This is a genomic window from Arthrobacter sp. TJ-265 (genome assembly GCF_058269135.1).
Genome location: NZ_JBZCND010000005.1, coordinates 22978 through 42510 on the forward strand (window position 1 = coordinate 22978; position 19533 = coordinate 42510).

General features: G+C 71.0%; 19 protein-coding genes. 15 read left to right on the plus strand and 4 right to left on the minus strand.

The annotated features are described in order from the left end of the window. Positions 1-148 precede the first annotated feature (148 nt). The 3 genes from pdhA to AC4D2E_RS15320 are packed head-to-tail and all read left to right on the plus strand — an operon-like array spanning position 149 to position 3746. Positions 149-1339, plus strand: coding sequence for a pyruvate dehydrogenase (acetyl-transferring) E1 component subunit alpha (gene pdhA / locus AC4D2E_RS15310; RefSeq protein WP_258069944.1), 1191 nt, complete (start codon positions 149-151; stop codon positions 1337-1339). Beyond that, the gene (locus AC4D2E_RS15315) at positions 1339-2373 is read left to right on the plus strand and encodes an alpha-ketoacid dehydrogenase subunit beta (RefSeq protein WP_490910643.1); all 1035 of its coding nucleotides are present in this window, start codon (positions 1339-1341) and stop codon (positions 2371-2373) included. Before pdhA ends, AC4D2E_RS15315 begins: the two co-directional genes overlap by 1 nt. 2 nt (positions 2374-2375) lie before the next feature. Further along, complete coding sequence (locus AC4D2E_RS15320) at positions 2376-3746, plus strand: dihydrolipoamide acetyltransferase family protein (protein WP_490910642.1); 1371 nt, start codon at positions 2376-2378, stop codon at positions 3744-3746. A 25-nt stretch (positions 3747-3771) separates the two neighbouring features. Here AC4D2E_RS15320 and AC4D2E_RS15325 read toward each other — a convergent pair whose 3' ends face one another. The 3 genes from AC4D2E_RS15325 to AC4D2E_RS15335 form a co-directional block, all read right to left on the minus strand. Further along, the gene (locus AC4D2E_RS15325) at positions 3772-4311 is read right to left on the minus strand and encodes an SRPBCC domain-containing protein (RefSeq protein WP_490910641.1); all 540 of its coding nucleotides are present in this window, start codon (positions 4309-4311) and stop codon (positions 3772-3774) included. Positions 4312-4338: 27 nt separating this feature from the next. Then, entirely contained in the window at positions 4339-4806 is a 468-nt protein-coding gene (locus AC4D2E_RS15330) for a GNAT family N-acetyltransferase (protein ID WP_104168293.1), read from the minus strand. Positions 4807-4914: 108 nt separating this feature from the next. Then, positions 4915-5526 (minus strand): TetR/AcrR family transcriptional regulator, encoded by a 612-nt coding sequence (locus AC4D2E_RS15335; RefSeq protein WP_490910640.1) that lies wholly within the window; start codon positions 5524-5526, stop codon positions 4915-4917. Between the two features lie 136 nt (positions 5527-5662). On the opposite strand from AC4D2E_RS15335, the gene AC4D2E_RS15340 reads away from it, so the two are divergent. Genes AC4D2E_RS15340 through AC4D2E_RS15370 form a run of 7 tightly spaced genes read left to right on the plus strand, consistent with a single transcriptional unit; the run spans position 5663 to position 13401 of the window. Next, positions 5663-7264, plus strand: a complete 1602-nt coding sequence (locus AC4D2E_RS15340; RefSeq protein ID WP_490953163.1) for a carboxyl transferase domain-containing protein — start codon at positions 5663-5665, stop codon at positions 7262-7264. A 4-nt stretch (positions 7265-7268) separates the two neighbouring features. Then, positions 7269-9383 carry an acetyl/propionyl/methylcrotonyl-CoA carboxylase subunit alpha gene (locus AC4D2E_RS15345; RefSeq protein WP_490953164.1) on the plus strand — a complete coding sequence of 705 codons (2115 nt, stop codon included), beginning with the start codon at positions 7269-7271 and terminating at the stop codon, positions 9381-9383. Beyond that, positions 9380-10552, plus strand: a complete 1173-nt coding sequence (locus AC4D2E_RS15350) for an acyl-CoA dehydrogenase family protein (protein WP_490953165.1) — start codon at positions 9380-9382, stop codon at positions 10550-10552. The genes AC4D2E_RS15345 and AC4D2E_RS15350 overlap by 4 nt, the downstream gene beginning before the upstream one ends. 41 nt (positions 10553-10593) lie before the next feature. Beyond that, complete coding sequence (locus tag AC4D2E_RS15355; RefSeq protein WP_490953166.1) at positions 10594-11388, plus strand: CoA transferase subunit A; 795 nt, start codon at positions 10594-10596, stop codon at positions 11386-11388. Positions 11389-11390: 2 nt separating this feature from the next. Next, on the plus strand, positions 11391-12041 hold the full coding sequence (locus AC4D2E_RS15360) for a CoA transferase subunit B (RefSeq protein WP_490910635.1): 651 nt from the start codon (positions 11391-11393) through the stop codon (positions 12039-12041). Further along, complete coding sequence (locus tag AC4D2E_RS15365; RefSeq protein WP_104168286.1) at positions 12038-12568, plus strand: MaoC family dehydratase; 531 nt, start codon at positions 12038-12040, stop codon at positions 12566-12568. Before AC4D2E_RS15360 ends, AC4D2E_RS15365 begins: the two co-directional genes overlap by 4 nt. Beyond that, a complete protein-coding gene (locus tag AC4D2E_RS15370; RefSeq protein ID WP_490953167.1) occupies positions 12565-13401 on the plus strand; it encodes an HpcH/HpaI aldolase/citrate lyase family protein in 837 nt (278 codons plus the stop codon). Before AC4D2E_RS15365 ends, AC4D2E_RS15370 begins: the two co-directional genes overlap by 4 nt. A 181-nt stretch (positions 13402-13582) precedes the next feature. On the opposite strand, the gene AC4D2E_RS15375 is transcribed toward AC4D2E_RS15370, so the two are convergent. Then, a complete protein-coding gene (locus AC4D2E_RS15375) occupies positions 13583-15196 on the minus strand; it encodes an HNH endonuclease signature motif containing protein (protein WP_490953168.1) in 1614 nt (537 codons plus the stop codon). 180 nt (positions 15197-15376) lie between these two features. Here AC4D2E_RS15375 and dxr point away from each other — a divergent pair, with 180 nt between their 5' ends. The 5 genes from dxr to AC4D2E_RS15400 all read left to right on the plus strand — a co-directional run bounded on the left by dxr (position 15377) and on the right by AC4D2E_RS15400 (position 19469). Next, positions 15377-16651, plus strand: coding sequence for a 1-deoxy-D-xylulose-5-phosphate reductoisomerase (gene dxr, locus AC4D2E_RS15380; RefSeq protein ID WP_490953169.1), 1275 nt, complete (start codon positions 15377-15379; stop codon positions 16649-16651). Further along, positions 16648-17991, plus strand: a complete 1344-nt coding sequence (locus AC4D2E_RS15385; RefSeq protein ID WP_104168283.1) for a M50 family metallopeptidase — start codon at positions 16648-16650, stop codon at positions 17989-17991. The genes dxr and AC4D2E_RS15385 overlap by 4 nt, the downstream gene beginning before the upstream one ends. A 39-nt stretch (positions 17992-18030) precedes the next feature. Next, the gene (locus tag AC4D2E_RS15390; RefSeq protein WP_104168282.1) at positions 18031-18636 is read left to right on the plus strand and encodes a MarR family transcriptional regulator; all 606 of its coding nucleotides are present in this window, start codon (positions 18031-18033) and stop codon (positions 18634-18636) included. Positions 18637-18721: 85 nt separating this feature from the next. After that, positions 18722-19168, plus strand: a complete 447-nt coding sequence (locus tag AC4D2E_RS15395) for a hypothetical protein (protein ID WP_490910629.1) — start codon at positions 18722-18724, stop codon at positions 19166-19168. A gap of 10 nt (positions 19169-19178) precedes the next feature. After that, the gene (locus tag AC4D2E_RS15400; RefSeq protein ID WP_104168787.1) at positions 19179-19469 is read left to right on the plus strand and encodes a YciI family protein; all 291 of its coding nucleotides are present in this window, start codon (positions 19179-19181) and stop codon (positions 19467-19469) included. The last annotated feature ends 64 nt before the right edge of the window (positions 19470-19533 follow it).

The window sequence follows — 19533 nt, forward strand, 5'->3', positions numbered from 1 at the left end:
GCACTCTGCTCAGTCGGAAGCGCTACGGTTGTGCCGCCTGTGCGGTGTGAGTAGGGTCACAACCACTCCGGGCAACGGCGCCCGGGGCCCTTCCAGCCGTGCGGACCGCCGGCGGAAGGGTCCTCTGCAAATGCGAAGGTTGCGTGCAATGGCTCAGGACGGCACCCGGCCAGGACCGGGATCCACCGGCGGGAACGACGACGCCGGGCCCGCGAGCGGGACCGTGCTCCCGGGCCCCGCCCATGCCGGGGCGGACGACCTCGTCCAGCTCATCGACCACCACGGCGTCCGGCACCCGCACGGACACTACGACGCGCTCGTGGCCGACGTCGACGGCGCCGCGCTGCAGAGGCTCTACGAGGACATGGTGGTGGTGCGGCGCATCGACGCCGAGGCCACCGCGCTCCAGCGCCAGGGCGAGCTCGCCCTCTGGCCGCCGCTGCTGGGACAGGAGGCGGCGCAGATCGGGTCCGGACGCGCCCTGCGCTCCGACGACTTCGTGTTCTCCAGCTACCGGGAGAACGCCGTCGCGTACTGCCGCGGCGTGGACCTCGCCGACATCCTGCGGGTCTGGCGCGGCAACGCGTCCTCCGGCTGGGACCCCTACACGATCAACATGGCCACCCCCCAGGTGATCATCGGGGCGCAGACCCTCCACGCCACCGGGTACGCGATGGGCATCGTCAACGACGGCGCCGACTCCGTGGCCGTCGCCTACTTCGGCGACGGCGCCACGAGCCAGGGCGACGTCAACGAGGCCATGGTCTTCGCCGCGAGCTATCAGGCGCCGGTGATCTTCTTCTGCCAGAACAACCACTGGGCCATCTCCGAACCGGTAGGGCTGCAGGCGCACGTGCCGATCGCGCGCAGGGCGCCGGGCTTCGGCATCCCGTCGGTGCGCGTGGACGGCAACGACGTCCTCGCGTGCCTCGCCGTGACCCGGGAAGCCCTCGCCCGCGCCCGCTCCGGCGGCGGACCCACTTTCATCGAGGCCGTCACCTACCGCATGGGTCCGCACACGACGGCGGACGATCCCACGCGCTACCGGGACGCCAACGAACTCGAGGACTGGGCGGCGCGCGACCCGCTGGCCCGCCTCGCGACCCTGCTCGACTCCCTCGGCCTGCTGGACGCCGGGTACACGGACTCCGTGAAGGCCAGGGCCGACGCCGTGGCCGCCGAACTGCGGGAGGGCTGCCTGTCGATGCCCGAACCCGCGCCGTCGGACGTGTTCAAGCACGTGTACAGCACGCCGAACTCCTGGCTGGACCGCCAGCAGGACCACTACGAGCGCTACCTCGCCTCCTTCGCCCAGGCGCCCCAGGAAGGACCCCGCTGATGTCCACCATGACCTTCGGCCGCGCGATCACCGCCGGTCTCCGCCGCGCCATGGACGAGGACCCCAAGGTGATCCTCATGGGAGAGGACATCGGCAAGCTCGGGGGCGTCTTCCGCATCACCGACGGACTGCAGAAGGACTTCGGGCCGCACCGCGTCATGGACAGCCCGCTCGCCGAGGCCGGCATCATGGGCACCGCCGTCGGCATGGCGTACCGCGGGTACCGGCCCGTCGTCGAGATCCAGTTCGACGGTTTCATCTACCCCGCCTTCGACCAGATCGTCTGCCAGGTGGCCAAGCTGCACTACCGCACGCAGGGCGCCGTGAAGATGCCGATCACCGTCCGCGTGCCCTTCGGCGGCGGCATCGGATCCCCGGAGCACCACTCCGAGTCGCCCGAGGCCTACTTCACGCACACCTCAGGCCTGCGGGTGGTCAGCGTCTCCGACCCGCAGGACGCCTACACGATGATCCAGCAGGCCATCGCGAGCGACGATCCCGTCCTCTACTTCGAGCCCAAACGGCGCTACCACGTCAAGGGCGAGGTGGACGAGGGCGTGGATCCGGCGTCGTCGGACATGGGAGCCGCGCGCGTGGTCGCTCGTGGCACCGACGTCACGCTCGTGACCTACGGCCCGCTGGTCCCGACGGCCCGCGACGCCGCCGTCGCGGCGTCCGACGACGGCATCTCGATCGAGGTGATCGACCTGCGCTCGCTCGCACCGATCGACTTCGCGACGGTCGAGGCCTCGGTGCGGAAGACGGGCCGGCTCGTCGTCACGCACGAGGCCGCGCAGTCCGGCGGGCTCGGGGCGGAGATCGCCGCGAGCATCACCGAGCGGTGCTTCGACTACCTGGAGCACGCGCCCGTGCGCGTCACGGGCTTCGACATCCCCTACCCGTACTCGAAACTCGAATTCCACCACCTCCCGGACCTCGACAGGATCCTCGACGGAGTGGACCGTGCCCTGCGCCGGCCGAACTCCCTCAGCGGACTCGACCGCCCGGACAGCAGCCAGGGAGCAGGACAGTGACCGTGACCGCGTCGAGGACGAACACCAGGATCCGCGAGTTCCGCCTGCCCGACCTGGGGGAGGGGCTGACGGAGTCGGAGATCGTCCAGTGGCACGTCGCCGAAGGCGACACCGTGGAGCTCAACCAGATCATCGCCGACGTCGAGACCGCGAAGGCCGTCGTCGAACTGCCGTCGCCCTACGCCGGCGTGGTGGTGCGGCTGCACGAGGCGGCGGGAACCGTGGTCGACGTCGGAGCCCCCATCGTCTCGTTCGAGGTGGCGGCCGGGCCCGACGACGCCGTCCCGGTCCCGGCGTCGTCCCCCGACGAACCGGTGCCCGACGAGCCGGCGCCCGCCCGGCGTGAGCCGAACCTCGTCGGGTACGGAGCCGCGGTGGAGAAGGGCGGGCGCCCGCAGCGGCGTGGTCGTTCGCTCCCGGCGGCGAACGCCCCGCAGCCCCCTGCAGTCCTCCAACCGGCAGCGGCCCCGCAGCCACGCGAGCGGCCGCGGTCGACGCCGCCCGTCCGCAAGCTGGCGCGTGACCTCGGCCTCACCCTCGACACCCTGACGGGAACCGGTCCCGGCGCGCTCATCACCCGGGCGGACGTCCTGGCCGCACTCGCGGGAACCCCTTCGTCCGCGGCGGAGCCCGCCTCCCCGGGGCCCCACCCTCGGGCGGTCCGCTCGAGCACCGGAGAGATCCGGACGCCGATCCGTGGCATGCGGAAGCACACGGCCGCCGCCATGGTGGCCAGTGCGTTCTCGGCCCCGCATGCAACCGAGTTCCTCACCATCGACGTCACGCCGACCATGGAGCTGCTCGCGGAGCTGAAGGCGGGCCGCGCCTTCGAGGGCACCCGGGTGACGCCGCTGACCGTCGTGTCGAAGGCGGTGTGCATCGCGATCGCGCGCAATCCGACCCTCAACTCGTCGTGGGACGAGCAGGCGCAGGAGATCGTGCAGTACGCGGACGTGAACCTGGGGATCGCCGCCGCGACGCCGCGAGGGCTGCTCGTGCCGAACATCAAGGCCGCGCAGTCGCTGACCCTGAAGGACCTCGCGCAGGCCCTCGGTGCGCTGACCGAGACCGCACGTGCCGGCCGGACGCCGCCGGCAGATCTCGCGGGCGGCACGATCTCGATCACGAACATCGGTGTCTTCGGCATCGACGCCGGCACGCCGATCCTCAATCCCGGGGAGGCGGCGATCCTCGCGATGGGCGCCGTCCGCAGCACGCCCTGGGAGTACCGGGGCGAGATCGCCCTGCGCTCCGTGATGACGCTCAGCCTGTCCTTCGACCACCGGCTCGTGGACGGCGAGCAGGGTTCGCGCTTCCTGGCGGACGTCGGCACCATCCTCAGGAATCCGGCGATGGTCCTGACGATGGTGTGACGCGGTCCGACGAGTGGGCCGGGCGCTAGGAGAAGAGGTCGCGGTACCCGTCGGAGCGCTCGAGGTAGGGCTCCCACAGGATCGCGTCGGGGTCGGCGCCGCCGATCGCGGCAGCGAGCCGGTCCAGGTAGTAGTCCCAGCCCGGTCCTACGCTGCCGGCCAGCGCCGCTCCTACCGGCCCGTCGGGGACGGCCTGGGTGAAGGTGAGGGTGGTCGAGCCCGCTGCCTCGGTGAGCTCCAGGGTGTGCTGCCAGGTCACGCGCGGGCCGGATCCGTCGGCCGAGAACGGAGCACTGTCACGGCTGCGCACCACGAGCCGGCGCGGCGGCTCGCAGGCCTCCACGAGGTAGACCTCCTCGGGGACGTCGTCACCTTCGGCGGTCATCCGGAACACGACCTCGCCGGCGGCCGGGTCCCCGCTCCAGGTGCCGATCCAGCGCTCCATCCGCCGCGGCTCGGTGCAGGTGGCCCAGACGTCGGCGATCGGCGCGGCGAACGAGCGGGTGAGGACGAGCTGCTCCTCGCCGTCGCGTGTCGCGCGGCGGCCGAGCGGTGTGGTGTCCATGCGGTGTCCTCCTGGGAATCGGTGGGGCTACGGCAGTTCGAGGATGAGCTCCCTGACCACGGCGCCGCGGGCGGGAGCGAAGCCCTGCGTCTCGCCGACCTGCCGGAATCCCCAGCGCTCGAGGATGCGGATGGAGCTCACGTTGTCGGCGACCGCACGGGCCCGGATGGGCCGCTGCGTCACCTCGCTCAGGAACTGGCCGACGGCGGCGGTGGTGATGCCCTGCCCCCAGCGGGAACGGTCGATCCAGTAGCTGATCTCGGGTGTCTCGTCGTCGTGATAGGCGAGGATGCTGCCCACGACGTCGCCGTCGGAGAGGATGGTCCGCACCGTGATCCGGCTGTCGTTGAGGATGTCCTGCCAGTGGTTGTCGAACACCCCGCGGTCGGAGGGGTTCTTGGCGCCGAAGGCGGCCATGTGGTTGGCGCTCGGGTCCAGCTGGTGCGAGAAGAACTCGTCGAGGTCGGTGGCTTCAACGGGACGTAGCGTGATCACGGCGGTACCTTCAGTCGGTGGAGTGGCCGGGCGGTCGGCGCGGCGGGAACTTCTCGTGCTTCAGCGTACTAGGCGGCGCGGCCCGCGGAGCGGGTGGGACGCGGTCCCTCATACCGTCAGCGCCGCCCACGCCATCTGCTCCAGCAGGTCCCGGAACAGGGCCAGTTCACGCGCGGAGCTGGGTCGGTGGGTGGTGTGCGGGGTCGAGTTGATCAGCCCGAAGACGGCGTGCACCTTGCGGCGCAGCAGCGAGAGGTCGGCGTCCGGCCGATAGGCGGCGAGCTCGTCGACCCACACCTGCACGTAGGTGCGCTGCAGGGACCGCACGGCGCGCTGGTCGTCGGCCGCCAGCGCGCCGAGGTCGCGGTCCTGGACGCGGATGACGTCGGCGTGGCTCACGGCGAACTCCACCTGGAACCGGATGAGGCCCTTCAGGGCCTCCTCGGGTGACGCGGCCGCCCCGGCGACCTCCCGTCCGCCGTCGAGCAGGTCCTCGCTGACCCCGGTGAGCAGGGCGGAGAGCACGGAGGGCTTGCCCGCGAAGTGCCGGTAGACGGCGGGCCCGCTCACGCCCGCTGCGGCGCCGAGGTCCTCGATGGACACACCGTTGTAGCCCCGTTCCGCGAACAGCTGGGCGGCGGCCTCCAGCAGCGCGGCACGCCGCGTGGCCTTCGCGATGCTCCGGCCGGTCACGCGCTCTTCGATGGGCGATGCCTCCATGCGGGTCCTCGTCTGCTGTGGTTCCGGTCTTGTCCAGGGGAACGTCTCCCTCATTCTGATGGACTTCCGGGTTAATGACCACTAACCTGAAACCGGTTAGCGCGTGCTAACTGAACCGTGCTCGAGGAAGTTGTCGATGGAGACCCTCACGTCGAAGGTGGATCCGCTCTCACCGGCGTTCACCGCGAACCATGCCGCCCAGACCGCGCTCGTCGAGGACCTCCGCTCGCGCCTCGCCACCGCCGCCCTCGGCGGGCCCGAACGGTCGCGCGAGCGGCACGTCGCCCGCGGCAAGCTCCTGCCGCGTGAGCGCATCGACCGGCTCCTCGACGACGGCAGCCCGTTCCTCGAGATCGCGCCGCTGGCCGCGAACGGCATGTACGACGACGAGTGCCCGGGGGCGGGCGTGATCGCCGGGATCGGCCTCGTGCACGGTCGCCACGTCCTCGTGATCTCGAACGACGCGACCGTCAAGGGCGGCACCTACTACCCGATGACGGTGAAGAAGCATCTCCGCGCACAGGAGATCGCCCTCGAGAACAACCTGCCGTGCGTCTACCTCGTGGACTCCGGCGGAGCGTTCCTGCCCCGCCAGGACGACGTGTTCCCCGACCGCAACCACTTCGGCCGCATCTTCTACAACCAGGCCACCATGTCCGCGCGCAAGATCCCGCAGATCGCCGCAGTGCTGGGGAGCTGCACCGCCGGCGGCGCCTACGTCCCCGCCATGAGCGACGAGACCGTGATCGTCCGCAACCAGGGCACCATCTTCCTGGGCGGACCACCGCTGGTGAAGGCCGCGATCGGCGAGGTGGTGACGGCCGAGGAGCTCGGCGGTGGCGAGGTGCACTCCCGGATCTCGGGCGTCACGGACCACCTGGCGGATAACGACCAGCACGCGCTCGAGATCGTCCGCGACATCATCGCCACTTTGCCGCCCGCCACCACCGTGCCGACCGCGCCGGCCCCCGAGCCGGCCGTCGTGGAGGACGAGCTGTACGGGGCCGTGCCGACGGACGTCAACGCCTCCTACGACGCCCGCGAGATCATCGCGCGCATCGTGGACGGGTCGCTCTTCCACGAGTTCAAGCGCGAGTACGGCACCACGCTCGTTACGGGCTTCGCGACCATCCACGGCCACCGGGTGGGCATCGTTGCGAACAACGGCGTCCTGTTCAGCGAGTCCGCGCTCAAGGGAGCCCACTTCATCGAGCTCTGCGACCAGCGCGGCGTCCCCCTGGTCTTCCTGCAGAACCTCTCCGGCTTCATGGTCGGCAAGGACTACGAAGCCGGCGGCATCGCGAAGAACGGCGCCAAGATGGTCACCGCCGTGGCCACCGCGCGGGTGCCGAAACTGACGGTCGTGGTCGGCGGGTCCTTCGGTGCCGGCAACTACTCCATGTGCGGCAGGGCGTTCTCGCCGCGGTTCCTGTGGATGTGGCCCGCCAGCCGCATCTCCGTCATGGGAGGCAACCAGGCGTCCTCGGTCCTCGCCACCGTCCGCCGCGACCAGCTCGAGGCCCGCGGCGAGGAATGGGCGCTCGAGGACGAGGAGGCGTTCCGTGCGCCCATCCGCGACCAGTACGAGGCGCAGGGCAACCCCTACTACTCGACGGCGCGGCTCTGGGACGACGGCGTCATCGATCCCGCCGACACCCGCACCGTCCTCGGCCTCGCCCTCGAGGTCTGCGCCAATGCGCCCCTGCCCGATACCTCCTTCGGCCTCTTCCGGATGTGACCCGATGATCTCCAGCCCGACCTCCAGCCCGATCTCCAGCGCCATCCCCACCACGGCCGCGTGGCCCTTCGACACCGTCCTCGTGGCCAACCGGGGGGAGATCGCCTGCCGTGTCATCCGCTCCGTCCGTGCGCTGGGCCTGCGCTCGGTCGCCGTGTACAGCGACGCCGACGCCGGTGCCCGGCACGTCCTCGAGGCGGACGTCGCCGTCCGTCTCGGTGCCGCAGCACCGTCGGAGAGCTACCTCTCCATCCCCGCCGTCGTCGACGCCTGCCGCCGCACGGGAGCCGGGGCGGTGCACCCCGGGTACGGGTTCCTCAGCGAGAACGCCGCCTTCGCGGACGCGCTGCAGGAGGCCGGGATCGTCTTCATCGGCCCCAGCGTCCACTCCCTCGACGTCATGGGGGACAAGATCCGGTCCAAGAACCACGTGGCCGGGTTCGGGGTGCCGGTGGTCCCGGGCATCGCCGAGCCGGGACTGACGGATCCGGACCTCCTCCGCGCGGCCGACGACGTCGGGTTCCCCCTCCTCATCAAGCCGTCCGCGGGAGGCGGGGGCAAGGGCATGCACGCCGTCCACCGCGCCGAGGACCTGCCGGAAGTGCTCACGACCGCCCGCCGCGTCGCCGCCCGCGCCTTCGGCGACGACACCCTGTTCCTGGAACGCCTCATCGAGAGGCCCCGCCATATCGAGGTGCAGGTCCTCGCCGACACCCACGGCACCGTGATCCACCTCGGCGAGCGCGAGTGCTCGCTGCAGCGCCGTCACCAGAAGGTGATCGAGGAGGCGCCGTCGGCCCTGCTCGACGAGGCCACGCGCCGGAGGATCGGCGAGGCCGCGTGCAACGCCGCCCGCAGCGTGGACTACACGGGAGCAGGGACGGTCGAATTCCTCGTCTCCGATGCCGCACCGGACGAGTTCTTCTTCATGGAGATGAACACGCGCCTGCAGGTCGAGCATCCCGTCACGGAGCTCGTCACCGGGGTGGACCTGGTCGAGTGGCAGATCCGCGTCGCCGCGGGGGAGCGCCTACCGCTCGCGCAGGACGACGTCGTCCTCACCGGCCACGCGGTCGAAGCGCGCGTCTATGCGGAGAACCCGGAGGCGGGCTTCCTGCCGTCCACGGGCAGTATCCTGGCACTCGCCGAACCGGCGGGGGACGGGATCCGTGTGGACAGCTCGCTGCTGCCCAGCGGGACCGTCTCGTCGTCGTACGATCCGATGCTCGCCAAGGTGATCGCCTGGGGAACCGACCGTGCACAGGCGCTGGACCGTCTCGACGCGGCGCTCGCCGGCACCGTGGTGCTCGGTGTGGACACCAACATCGAGTACCTGCGCCTGCTGATCGGGGACGACGACGTCCGGGCCGGACACCTGGACACGACGCTGATCGAGCGGAAGCTCCCCGCGCTGGCCTTCCGGCACGTCTCCGCGCAGGACCTGGCGCTCGCAGCCGTCCTCCTCGTCGAGGGCGAGGGCGAGGGCGAGGCCGGGTCCGGACTGGGCAGCGGGTCCCCGTGGAGCCGCGGGGACGGCTTCCGCCTCGGCCCGGCGCGCCCGCGCTCCGTGCCCCTCGAGTACGACGGCGGGACGGCGACCGTCTCGTTGCTGCGCCACGGCGCCGGATGGACCGCGACGGTCGACGAAGTCACCGTCGCCGTCGCCGTCCCGACCGGCGAGGGCGCCCCCGGCGCGACGATCGACGGCGTCCGGTCGCTCCGCCCGTACGCGGTCGAGGGGGACACCGTCTGGATCGGCGACGCCGGGTGGTCCACACGCCTCCGCCGTCCCGGCCGCCGCGAACTCGTCGATGCCGCACGGTCCCGCATCACGCGGGAGGAGGGCGCCGCTGATCCGTTGGTCCGCAGCCCCATGCCCGGGACGGTCGTGTCCGTCGCGGTCGCGGACGGAGCCACGGTCGAGGCCGGCGACGTCCTCGTCGCCGTCGAGGCCATGAAGATGGAACACCAGCTCACCGCCGGCCTGTCCGGCGTCGTCCGCCTGTCCCTCAAGCCCGGGGACCTCGTGAAGGCACAACAGATCGTCGCGACCATCGAGGCCGCCACCACCTCCAAATCCAGCACCGCACCCGGTTCCACGGAAGGGAACGCAGCATGAACTTCGAACTGAGCGAGGAATACCAGAGCCTCGTGGATACCGTCCGCGAGTTCGCCGACGAGGTGGTGGCACCGGTCTCCGCCAAGCACGACGCCGAACACAGCTTCCCGTACGAGGTCGTCAAGCAGATGGGCGACATGGGCCTCTTCGGGCTCCCGTTCCCCGAGCAGTACGGCGGCATGGGCGGCGACTACTTCGCGCTGTGCCTGGCCCTCGAGCAGCTGGCCCGCGTGGACCAGTCGGTCGCCATCACGCTCGAAGCCGGTGTCTCCCTCGGGGCCATGCCCGTGTACCGGTTCGGCACCGAGGAGCAGAAGCAGCAGTGGCTGCCGTCCCTCGCGTCGGGTTCGGCCCTGGGCGGCTTCGGCCTCACGGAGTCAGAGGCAGGCTCGGACGCGTCCGGCACGAAGACGACCGCGAAGCTCGAGGAGGGGGTCGACGGTTCCGAGTGGGTGGTCAACGGCACGAAAGAATTCATCACCAACTCCGGCACCGACATCACCTCCCTGGTGACCGTCACGGCCGTCACGGGCACCTCCGACCGGCCCGACGGCACGGTGAAGAAGGAGATCTCCACCATCCTCGTGCCCACGGACACGCCCGGGTTCACCGCGGAGAAGGCCTACAACAAGGTGGGCTGGAACGCCTCCGACACGCACCCGCTGACCCTGAAGGACGTCCGCGTCCCGGAGGCGAACCTGCTCGGCACCCGCGGCCGCGGCTACGCCAACTTCCTGCAGATCCTCGACGAGGGCCGCATCGCCATCGCGGCACTCGCCACCGGCGCGGCCCAGGGGTGCGTGGAGCAGTCCATCCGGTACGCCGGGGAGCGCATGGCCTTCGGCAGCAACATCGGCGCCTACCAGTCCATCCAGTTCAAGATCGCCCGCATGCAGGTCCGCGCCCACACCGCGCGCCTCGCCTACTACGACGCCGCGTCCCGCATGCTCGCGGGCAAGCCGTTCAAGACGCAGGCGTCCATCGCGAAGCTCGTGGCCGGCGAGGCCGCCATGGACAACGCCCGCGATGCGACACAGATCTTCGGTGGTTACGGCTTCATCAACGAGTTCGTGGTGTCCAGGCACTACCGTGACTCGAAGATCCTCGAGATCGGTGAGGGGACCACCGAGGTCCAGCTCATGCTCATCGCGAGGGAACTCGGCCTCTAGGTCCATCCAGCCGACGACGGCGGCGACACGAAGGAGAAGCAGTGATCAACAAGGTGGTTGGCAGCGCGGCGGAGGCCGTGGCGGACATTCCCGACGGCGCGTCGCTCGCGGTCGGCGGGTTCGGCCTCTGCGGCATCCCGGCGACCCTGATCGGTGCCCTGCACGCGCAGGGGACGGCGGAGCTGGAGACGGTGAGCAACAACTGCGGCGTGGACGACTGGGGGCTCGGGATCCTCCTCTCCGACCACCGCATCCGCCGGACCATCAGCTCCTACGTCGGGGAGAACAAGGAGTTCGCCCGCCAGTACCTCGCCGGCGAGCTCGAGGTGGAGCTCACACCGCAGGGCACCCTCGCCGAGAAGCTGCGCGCGGGGGGCGCGGGCATCCCGGCGTTCTATACGACGGCTGGCGTCGGCACCCAGGTCAGCGAGGGCGGCCTGCCGCAGCGCTACGACGCCGAGGGGAACGTCGCCCTCGCTTCGGAACCCAAGGAGGTGCGGTCCTTCGACGGCGTCGACTACGTGCTCGAGGAGTCCCTGCGTCCGGACTACGCGCTGGTCCACGCGTGGAAGGGCGACCGCCACGGCAACCTCGTCTTCCACGCGACCGCCACGAACTTCAACCCGCTGTGCGCCCAGGCCGGGCGCATCACCATCGCGGAGGTGGAGGAGCTCGTCGAACCGGGCGAGCTCGACCCCGGCGAGGTCCACACGCCCGGCATCTTCGTCCAGCGCGTCGTCGTCGCGCCGGACCCCGAGAAGCGCGTCGAGAAGCGGACGGTCTCGCTGGCCGTACCCGCCGGATCCGCTGCACCCGCCGCCTCCGAAGGAGCATGACCATGGCACTGACACGCAACGAACTCGCGGCCAGGGTCGCGCAGGAGCTCGAGAACGGCCAGTACGTGAATCTCGGGATCGGCATGCCGACCCTCATCCCCAACTACATCCCGGACGGCGTCGAAGTGGTGCTGCACTCCGAGAACGGCATCCTCGGCGTCGGGCCGTACCCGGCGGAGGACGCCGTCGATCCCGACCTCATCAACGCCGGCAAGGAGACCGTGACCGCCAACGCCGGGGCCGCGTTCTTCGACTCCGCGTCCTCCTTCGGCATGATCCGCGGCGGGCACGTGGATGTCGCAGTGCTCGGCGCCATGGAGGTGGCACGGAACGGCGACCTCGCGAACTGGATGGTGCCCGGCAAGATGGTCAAGGGCATGGGCGGCGCCATGGACCTGGTGTTCGGGGCCAAGCGCGTGATCGTCATGATGGAGCACGTGGACCGTGCCGGGCGGCCGAAGATCGTCGAGTCCTGCTCCCTGCCGCTCACCGGCAAGGGCTGCGTCGACAGGATCATCACCGACCTCGCCGTGATCGACGTCGAGGCCGACGGCCTCGTGCTGCGCGAGACGGCGCCCGGCGTCAGCACCGACGACGTCCTCGCGGCCACCGGCGCGCCGCTGCGCGTGGAGCTCGGGGGAGCCGCGGCGTGAACGATCAGGAGAGCGGTGCTCGGGATCCCGCGCCGTTCAGGCACACTGTGATCGAGCAGCGCGGCCTGTACTTCGACGAGCTCGAGGTCGGGTCCGTGTATGCGCACCGGCCGGGCCGCACGCTCACCGAGGCCGACAACGTCCTGTTCACCACGCTCACCATGAACACGCAGGCGCTGCACCTGGACGCGGCGTGGTCGGCGGGGCAGCCGTTCGGGCAGCGGCTCGTGAACTCGATGCTGACCCTGGCGACGCTCGTCGGGCAGTCGGTGTCCCAGCTGACGCAGGGCACCATCGTGGCGCAACTCGGGCTCACCGACGTCGCCTTCCCGAAGCCGCTCTTCCACGGGGACACCCTGTACACCGAGACCGAGATCACCGGCGTGCGTCCGTCGTCGTCCCGACCGGGGCAGGGCATCGTCACCATGGCCCACACCGGGCGGAACCAGCACGCGGACGTCGTGGCGACGGCGACCCGCAGCGTGCTCATGTGGTCCTCGACGGCGCCCCGGGACGGCCTGGCATGAGCGCCACCGTTATCCCCATTGCACTGGGCCCGGCCCTGCTGTTCTGCCCGGCGGACCGCCCGGAACGCTACGGGAAGGCAGCAGACCGCTCCGACACCGTCATCCTCGACCTCGAGGACGCTGTCGCGCCGACGGCGAAGGACGCCGCTCGGGAGGCGCTCGTCGCGTCCGCCCTCGACCCCGAACGCACCGTGGTGCGTGTGAACGCCGTCGGCACACCTGATTTCGCACTCGACTGCGACGCCGTCCGCCGCACGCCCTACCGCACGGTCATGCTCGCGAAGACGGAATCGCCCGACGACGTCGCCGCCGTCCGAGGGGCGCTCGGCGCCATGGACGTCATCGCACTGTGCGAGACCGCGCGCGGAGTCGTGAACGCGGTGGAGATCGCCCGCGCCGAGGGCGTCGTCGCTCTCATGTGGGGCGCCGAGGATCTCGTGGCCTCGCTCGGCGGGACATCGAGCCGGTATCCGGACGGTGCCTACCGTGCAGTGGCCCTCCACGCGCGCTCGCAGGTGCTGCTCGCCGCCGGGGCCGCGAACCGGAAAGCTATCGATGCCGTGTACGTGGACATCGCCGATCTCGAGGGCCTCGCGGCCGAGACCGACGACGCCGTCGCCTCGGGTTTCGCGGCGAAGGCCTGCATCCACCCCGGCCAGGTCGCGGTGGTCCGGGCAGCCTTCGCCCCTGCCGAGGCCGACGTGGCCTGGGCCCGCGAGCTGCTCGCTGCGGCCGAGAACGAGCGAGGGGTCTTCACCTTCGGGGGGCGCATGGTGGACGAACCCATCCTTCGCCACGCCCGGAGTGTCCTGGGCAGGGCATCGGGCAGCTGACAGTCCTTGCCGCACATGCTGCGGCGCGGGTCGTGCTCCGCGGTGATCGTCGTCCGCCGGGGCCGGACGGTCCGGGGCCCGCGTGGACCGAGCCCATCGCCCGCATCATCGATGCGGCGACAGGTGATCGGACGGCGCTGCGCTCGCCAGACCTGCCGTGGTGCCGCCGTCCGCCCGACTGTCAGAAGGGTGGCAGGGCTTCCGCGTCTGGCACCCGCCCAGTGCGCATCGCTGTCTCGAGCTCGTGCAGTATCCGGGCGGTCGCCGACGAGTGCGGGTCGCCCGGCGGCGGTTCGGGCGGCGTCGTATAGGTCCGACCGCCAGGTGACAACCAGCTCAGGCCGCCGCCGGGATTGGGCATCGGCGTCCAGTCCGTCCGGTGCTTCATCATGTGGTGCCGCTTGCAGGCGGGGTAGAGATTGTCCGCACTGGTGGATCCGTCGTCGGCCCAGGACACCAGATGATCGAGATCGCACCGGCTCGCGGGACGGGGACACCCGTAGAAGCTGCAGGTCTTCTCCCGGAGCTGCACCCAGGTCCGCAGGTCCTCGCTCGGGCGGTACCGGGTCCGGTCCAGACCGAGCACGGCACCCGTGTACGGATGGGTGAGCAGGCGCATCCACGACGTGGCGTCGGCAGCCAGATGGCGGGCCGCGTCGGCCGGGATCGGGCCGTAGCCCTCGAGCTCGGCCGGTTCCTCGGTGAGCCCCATCAGCGAGAACACCGGGACGGTGACCACGATCTTCGCCGTGGAAGGACGCACGCCCTGGCCGGCGCTGCTGCCCGCGGCGCCACGTTGGCCGACATTGCTGCCCGCGGCGCCACGCTGGCCGACATTGCTACCCGCGGCGCCGCGCCCTTCGCTGCCTCCGCAACGGCAGCTGCCGTTGGTGGACGGCATCCCGGCGGGCCGGCCGGCGCCGAGCAGCATGTCGGCCAGGACATCGGCCCGCAGCTGCGGCAACGTCCGCGGATCATCGCCACTGCGGAGCGTCCGGGCAACCGCGTCCACCGACGTGTGGAGCGCCAGGGCCTGTTCGGCCGGCAGATAGGCACTGAACCACGCCATGCCGTCGCGGTCCGGCTCGAACGCGACGCACCGGTCCGCCGCCGCCCTCATCCGGCGTGCGGTCAGCGTCTCGGGGTGGAGCTTCTCCCGCAGCCGACGGCACCGTGCGGTGAGTTTCGGCCGGTTCAGGCTGCCTGCGACCTTCAGGATCTCGGTCTCGAACGCGGGCACGGCCTCGTCGGGGAGGGTGCGGGACTGCTCCACGATGACCGACGCGCGCGCGGGGCAGATCGTGCCCTTCTCCAGGGCCGCCAATGTGGTCGTCAGGTCACCGGTCAACGCCAGCGACTCCGAGACGAGCCGTGCGGCGGACCCTTCGGACATCGTGAGCAGCGCTGCGGTCTCGGCGACCGTCTCGGTGAAGGCCAGGGACGAGGCAGAGCCCGACCAGGAATGATGGTAGGGATTGCTGAAGGTGTGGACCCGGGCGACCAGGCGGGCCCGCTGCGCGGCGGCCCATGACGTGAGCCGGTCCGCAGCCCGCACCAGATCGAGGATGGCGGCGAGACTGGAGGGATCGAGCGCACCGCGCGCCGCGCCATCCAGGTGGCCGACGAGGCCGTACGGCGATGCATTCTCAATGCGCGCGCGGGCATGCTCGTCGACCCCGTCGTCGTTGAACTCCCCGTCAGAACCGAGGAACTCCTCGAACGCATCCACGGGCCAGCCCTCGAGCGCCTCGCTGTACGCGTCCTCGAGGGTCAGCAGCACCGCCTCGGTGGTCATGGCTCCAGCCAATCACCTCGCACGGACAAAATAAGGGGCCATCGCGGGCCCGGAAAAGCGCTGATTCTTGGACTTGAATGCCTGACCGCGGAGTGAAGAGGTCGACTGCCGTACACCCCGAACGACCACCACCGCGCAGCCTGGACGGTCAGCGTCGGCAGTCTGCGGGATACTGGGGCCATGGATTTCAGCAACCCCACCCGCGGGCACCGGCGCGTCACCATCCTCGGTTCGACCGGCTCGATCGGCACCCAGGCGCTCGACGTCATCGCCGCCGCCCCGGACCGCTTCAGCGTTGCGGGTCTCACGGCGGGTGGACGGAACCTCGGACTCCTCGCGCGCCAGGCCGTCGCCGTCCGTGCCGCCGCCGTCGGCGTCGCGTCCGGAACCGAAGCAGACCTCGAGCATGCCATCGCCCGCGCTGCCGACGACGCCGGTGTCACCGGCTACGCACCGCACCTGTTCGCCGGCGACCGCGCCGCAGCGGATGTCGCCGCCTGGCCTGACGCCGACGTCGTGCTCAACGGGATCACCGGGTCGATCGGGCTTGAGCCCACCCTCGCCGCGCTCGGCGCGGGGCACCTCCTCGCGCTCGCGAACAAGGAGTCGCTGATCGCCGGGGGAGCCCTGGTGCGGGCGGCGGCCGCCCCGGGGCAGCTCGTCCCGGTCGACTCCGAACACTCGGCGATCGCGCAGGCGCTCCGCGGGGGGACGGCGGACGAGGTGGACCGGCTCATCCTCACGGCGTCGGGCGGACCGTTCCGCGGCATGACCCGCGCGCAGCTGCAGCACGTGACCCCCAGCCAGGCCCTCGCCCACCCCACCTGGGACATGGGGCGCGTGGTCAGCACCAACTCGGCGTCCATGGTCAACAAGGCCCTCGAGCTGGTGGAGGCTCATCTCCTCTTCGACATCCCGCTGGAGCACATCGACGTCGTCGTGCACCCGCAGTCCGTGATCCACTCGATGGTCCAGTTCGTCGACGGGTCCACCCTGGCGCAGGCTTCGCCGCCCGACATGCGCCTCCCGATCGCCCTGGGCATGGGCTGGCCGTTCCGCGTACCCGGGGCCGCGAGGGCCTGCGACTGGAGCCGCCCCGAGGAGTGGACCTTCGAGCCGCTCGACGACGACGCCTTCCCGGCCGTCGCCCTGGCCAAGCGGGCAGCAGCCGAGGGCGGCACCCGCATGGCCGTCTTCAACGCCGCGAACGAGGAGGCCGTGGATGCCTTTCACAGGGGGGTCATAGGTTTCACTGACATCGTGGACACGGTCTCCGCGGTCGTCGACGAGCAGCGTGCCCACGACCCGGGCACTGCCGGTGGCGAGCTCACCCTGGACGCCGTGCTGACGGCGGAGCGCTGGGCACGCCGGAGCGCCCGCGCCCGTTGTGGGCTCGAGGAGTCGTCCCTGCCGGACGGTGCAGGGGATATGCAAGGCCAGAAGGAAACGCTGTGACTGTTCTGCTGTTCATCATCGGAGTGCTCGTCGTCGTCGTCGGCATCGCCGCGTCGATCGCGCTGCACGAGGTGGGCCACCTGGTGCCCGCGAAACTCTTCCGGGTCCGCGTCACCCAGTACATGGTCGGGTTCGGCCCCACCCTCTGGTCGAGGCGCCGCGGCGAGACCGAGTACGGGCTCAAGGCGATCCCGGCCGGTGGCTACGTCGCCATGGTGGGCATGTTCCCGCCCGCGACGACGGAGGCCGGCGCCGTCCGCCAGTCCAGCACCGGCGTCTTCCAGCAACTGTCCGACGACGCGCGGCGCGCCGCTGCCGAGCAGCTCCAGCCCGGCGACGAGGACCGCGTGTTCTACAAGCTGCCCATCTGGAAGCGCATCATCATCATGCTCGGCGGGCCGCTCATGAACCTCCTGATCGGGACCGTGCTCTTCGCGGTCCTCATCATGGGCTTCGGCGCCGCCCAGGCCACCACCACGGTCTCCGAGGTGTACCGCTGCGTCGTGCCCGCCAGCCAGCAGGCAGCCACGGGCCAGACCGACTGCGGACCGGACGACCCTGCCGCACCGGCGTTCGAGGCGGGCCTGGAACCCGGCGACCGCGTCGTCGCCTTCGACGGCCGGGAGGTCACCGACTGGGACGAGCTGTCGGGCTGGATCAGGGACGCCGCCGGGCGCGAGGTCGCCATCTCCTACGTCCGCGACGGCGAGACCATCGACTCCAGGATCACGCCGCTGCTGACGGAACGGCCCGTCGCGGCGGAGGACGGCACGCCGGCGGTCGACGACGACGGCACCGCGCTGACCCAGGAGGTCGGCTTCATCGGCGTCGGCTCCACGCAGGAGCTCGTGCCCCAGCCGGCCACCGAGGTGCTGCCCGCCGTCGGCGACTCCCTGGCGCGCGTGGCCGGCGTGGTGCTGAACCTGCCGCAGCGCGTGGTCGAGGTGGGCCAGGCGGCGTTCTCGGACGCCCCCCGCGACCCCGAGGGGCCCATCAGCGTGGTCGGCGTCGGCCGGATCGCAGGGGAGATCTCCGCGATGGAGGAGGTCCCCGTGGCCTCCCGCGCCGCGACCCTCATCGGACTCGTCGCGGGCGTGAACCTCGCCCTGTTCGTGTTCAACCTGATCCCGCTCCTGCCGCTCGACGGCGGCCACGTGGCAGGGGCCCTGTGGGAGGGGCTCCGCCGCGGCATCGCCCGCCTGTTCAAGCGCCCGGATCCGGGACCGTTCGACATGGCGAAGCTGCTACCCCTCACCTACGCCGTCGCGATCCTGCTCATGGGCATGGGCGTCCTGCTGATCTACGCCGACATCGTGAAGCCGGTCGATCTCTTCGGCTGATCGGTTGTAAATCGAAATTCAACCCCATACGGTTGAAGAATGTTCGTCCTCACGATCGATCAGGCCGCAAGCCGCACCTCCCCGGACCGGATCCCCGAGTTGCTGGACCTCCTGCAGCCCTTCCGGGCCGTGCTCCCCTGGGAGCGCTCGGTGGGGGACGAGGCGCAGGGCGTCCTGGCCGATCCGGCCGACGTCGTCGACGCCGTGCTGCTCTGCCTGCGCGCGGGGGGCTGGTACGTGGGGATCGGCGTCGGCGGGGTCGAGGAGCCGTTCCCGTCCTCTCCACGGGAGGGCCGCGGCTCTGCGTTCGTCGCCGCCCGGAAGGCCGTGGACCGCGCCAAGAAGACCGGTGACCGCGCGCCGCTGGCCGTCGAGGGGCCGGACGGCCGCACTGACGTGGCAGCGGAGGCCGAGGGCGTGCTCGCGCTGCTCGGCCGGCACGTCATGGCGCGGTCCGAGGCAGAGTGGCGCATCCTCGATCTCCTGCAGCCCGGCGAACGCGGCACCCAGACCGTCGTCGCGCGGAGCCTCGGCATCAGCCCGCAGGCCGTGAGCAAGGCGGCCGCCCGTGCGGCCTGGCACGAGGAGCGCGCGGTCCGCCACGCGGCCGCACGCCTCCTGGCCTGGACCGACCGGCCCGGTTGAGTCCTCGCTCCCGCAGGGGGTGGCGTGCGATAGACATGACGGACGACGGTGAGCGACACGGTCGACGACGGTTCGGGAGGTATCGGTGGACGCACTGTGGATCGCGGTGGCCCTCGTCGCAGCGGGAGGCCTGGGCTCGCCCGTCACCATGCTCGTGCTGCGCCTGGCGCGATCGGTGGACACCGCGGAACGGCGCCGGGAACTCCCCGAGCCCGCGGACCAGCCGCAGCTCGAACTCCCGGAGCCCCCGGCCCACCCGCCCCAGGCTCCGATCGACGCGCTGCCCCCGGGCGTGCTCCGCGGCGGACTGGTCATCGGCGTGCTCGAGCGACTCTCCGTCACCCTCGCGATCCTCGGCGGCGAGCCCGTCGCCATCGCCTATGTCGTGGCGGTCAAGGCCCTCGGACGCTACGCCGAGCTGAAGGAAACCCCTGCCGCGGCGGAACGGTTCATCATCGGCACGCTGACCTCCCTGCTGTGGGCCGCCGGCGTCGCGACGATCGTCAAGGTCTACCTGCTGGGAGTCACGTAGGGTGAAACCCATGAGTATCTACGCCGTCGAGTACGTGTACAACCCCGACCATGACCACCTCCGTGCCGAGCACCGGCCGGCACACCGCCAGTGGCTCGAAGGACTCGTCGGCGACGGCCGCGTCCTCGCCTCGGGTCCCTTCGCCGACGGCACCGGGGCGCTCCTGCTCTTCGCCTCCGAGACCGAGGCGGACCTCAACCAGCTCGTGAGCGAGGACCCGTTCGCGCAGGCCGGGGCGATCTCCGCCGTCAAGACCACCGCCTGGAACCCCGTGATCGGAGCCTTCCGGGACCTCGTGTGACCTGTGTCCCGGCAGGACGACGCAGCGCCACGCCGGGTGGATAATGAAATCAAGTATGTCGTCA

Bases quoted from the DNA above. Each gene is read 5' to 3' on its own strand.
- pdhA (WP_258069944.1), top strand. From the start codon at position 149: ATGGCTCAGGACGGCACCCGGCCAGGACCGGGATCCACCGGCGGGAAC.
- AC4D2E_RS15315 (WP_490910643.1), top strand. From the start codon at position 1,339: ATGTCCACCATGACCTTCGGCCGCGCGATCACCGCCGGTCTCCGCCGC.
- AC4D2E_RS15325 (WP_490910641.1), bottom strand. From the start codon at position 4,311: ATGGACACCACACCGCTCGGCCGCCGCGCGACACGCGACGGCGAGGAG.
- AC4D2E_RS15335 (WP_490910640.1), bottom strand. From the start codon at position 5,526: ATGGAGGCATCGCCCATCGAAGAGCGCGTGACCGGCCGGAGCATCGCG.
- AC4D2E_RS15340 (WP_490953163.1), top strand. From the start codon at position 5,663: ATGGAGACCCTCACGTCGAAGGTGGATCCGCTCTCACCGGCGTTCACC.
- AC4D2E_RS15345 (WP_490953164.1), top strand. From the start codon at position 7,269: ATGATCTCCAGCCCGACCTCCAGCCCGATCTCCAGCGCCATCCCCACC.
- AC4D2E_RS15350 (WP_490953165.1), top strand. From the start codon at position 9,380: ATGAACTTCGAACTGAGCGAGGAATACCAGAGCCTCGTGGATACCGTC.
- AC4D2E_RS15360 (WP_490910635.1), top strand. From the start codon at position 11,391: ATGGCACTGACACGCAACGAACTCGCGGCCAGGGTCGCGCAGGAGCTC.
- AC4D2E_RS15370 (WP_490953167.1), top strand. From the start codon at position 12,565: ATGAGCGCCACCGTTATCCCCATTGCACTGGGCCCGGCCCTGCTGTTC.
- AC4D2E_RS15375 (WP_490953168.1), bottom strand. From the start codon at position 15,196: ATGACCACCGAGGCGGTGCTGCTGACCCTCGAGGACGCGTACAGCGAG.
- dxr (WP_490953169.1), top strand. From the start codon at position 15,377: ATGGATTTCAGCAACCCCACCCGCGGGCACCGGCGCGTCACCATCCTC.
- AC4D2E_RS15390 (WP_104168282.1), top strand. From the start codon at position 18,031: ATGTTCGTCCTCACGATCGATCAGGCCGCAAGCCGCACCTCCCCGGAC.
- AC4D2E_RS15400 (WP_104168787.1), top strand. From the start codon at position 19,179: ATGAGTATCTACGCCGTCGAGTACGTGTACAACCCCGACCATGACCAC.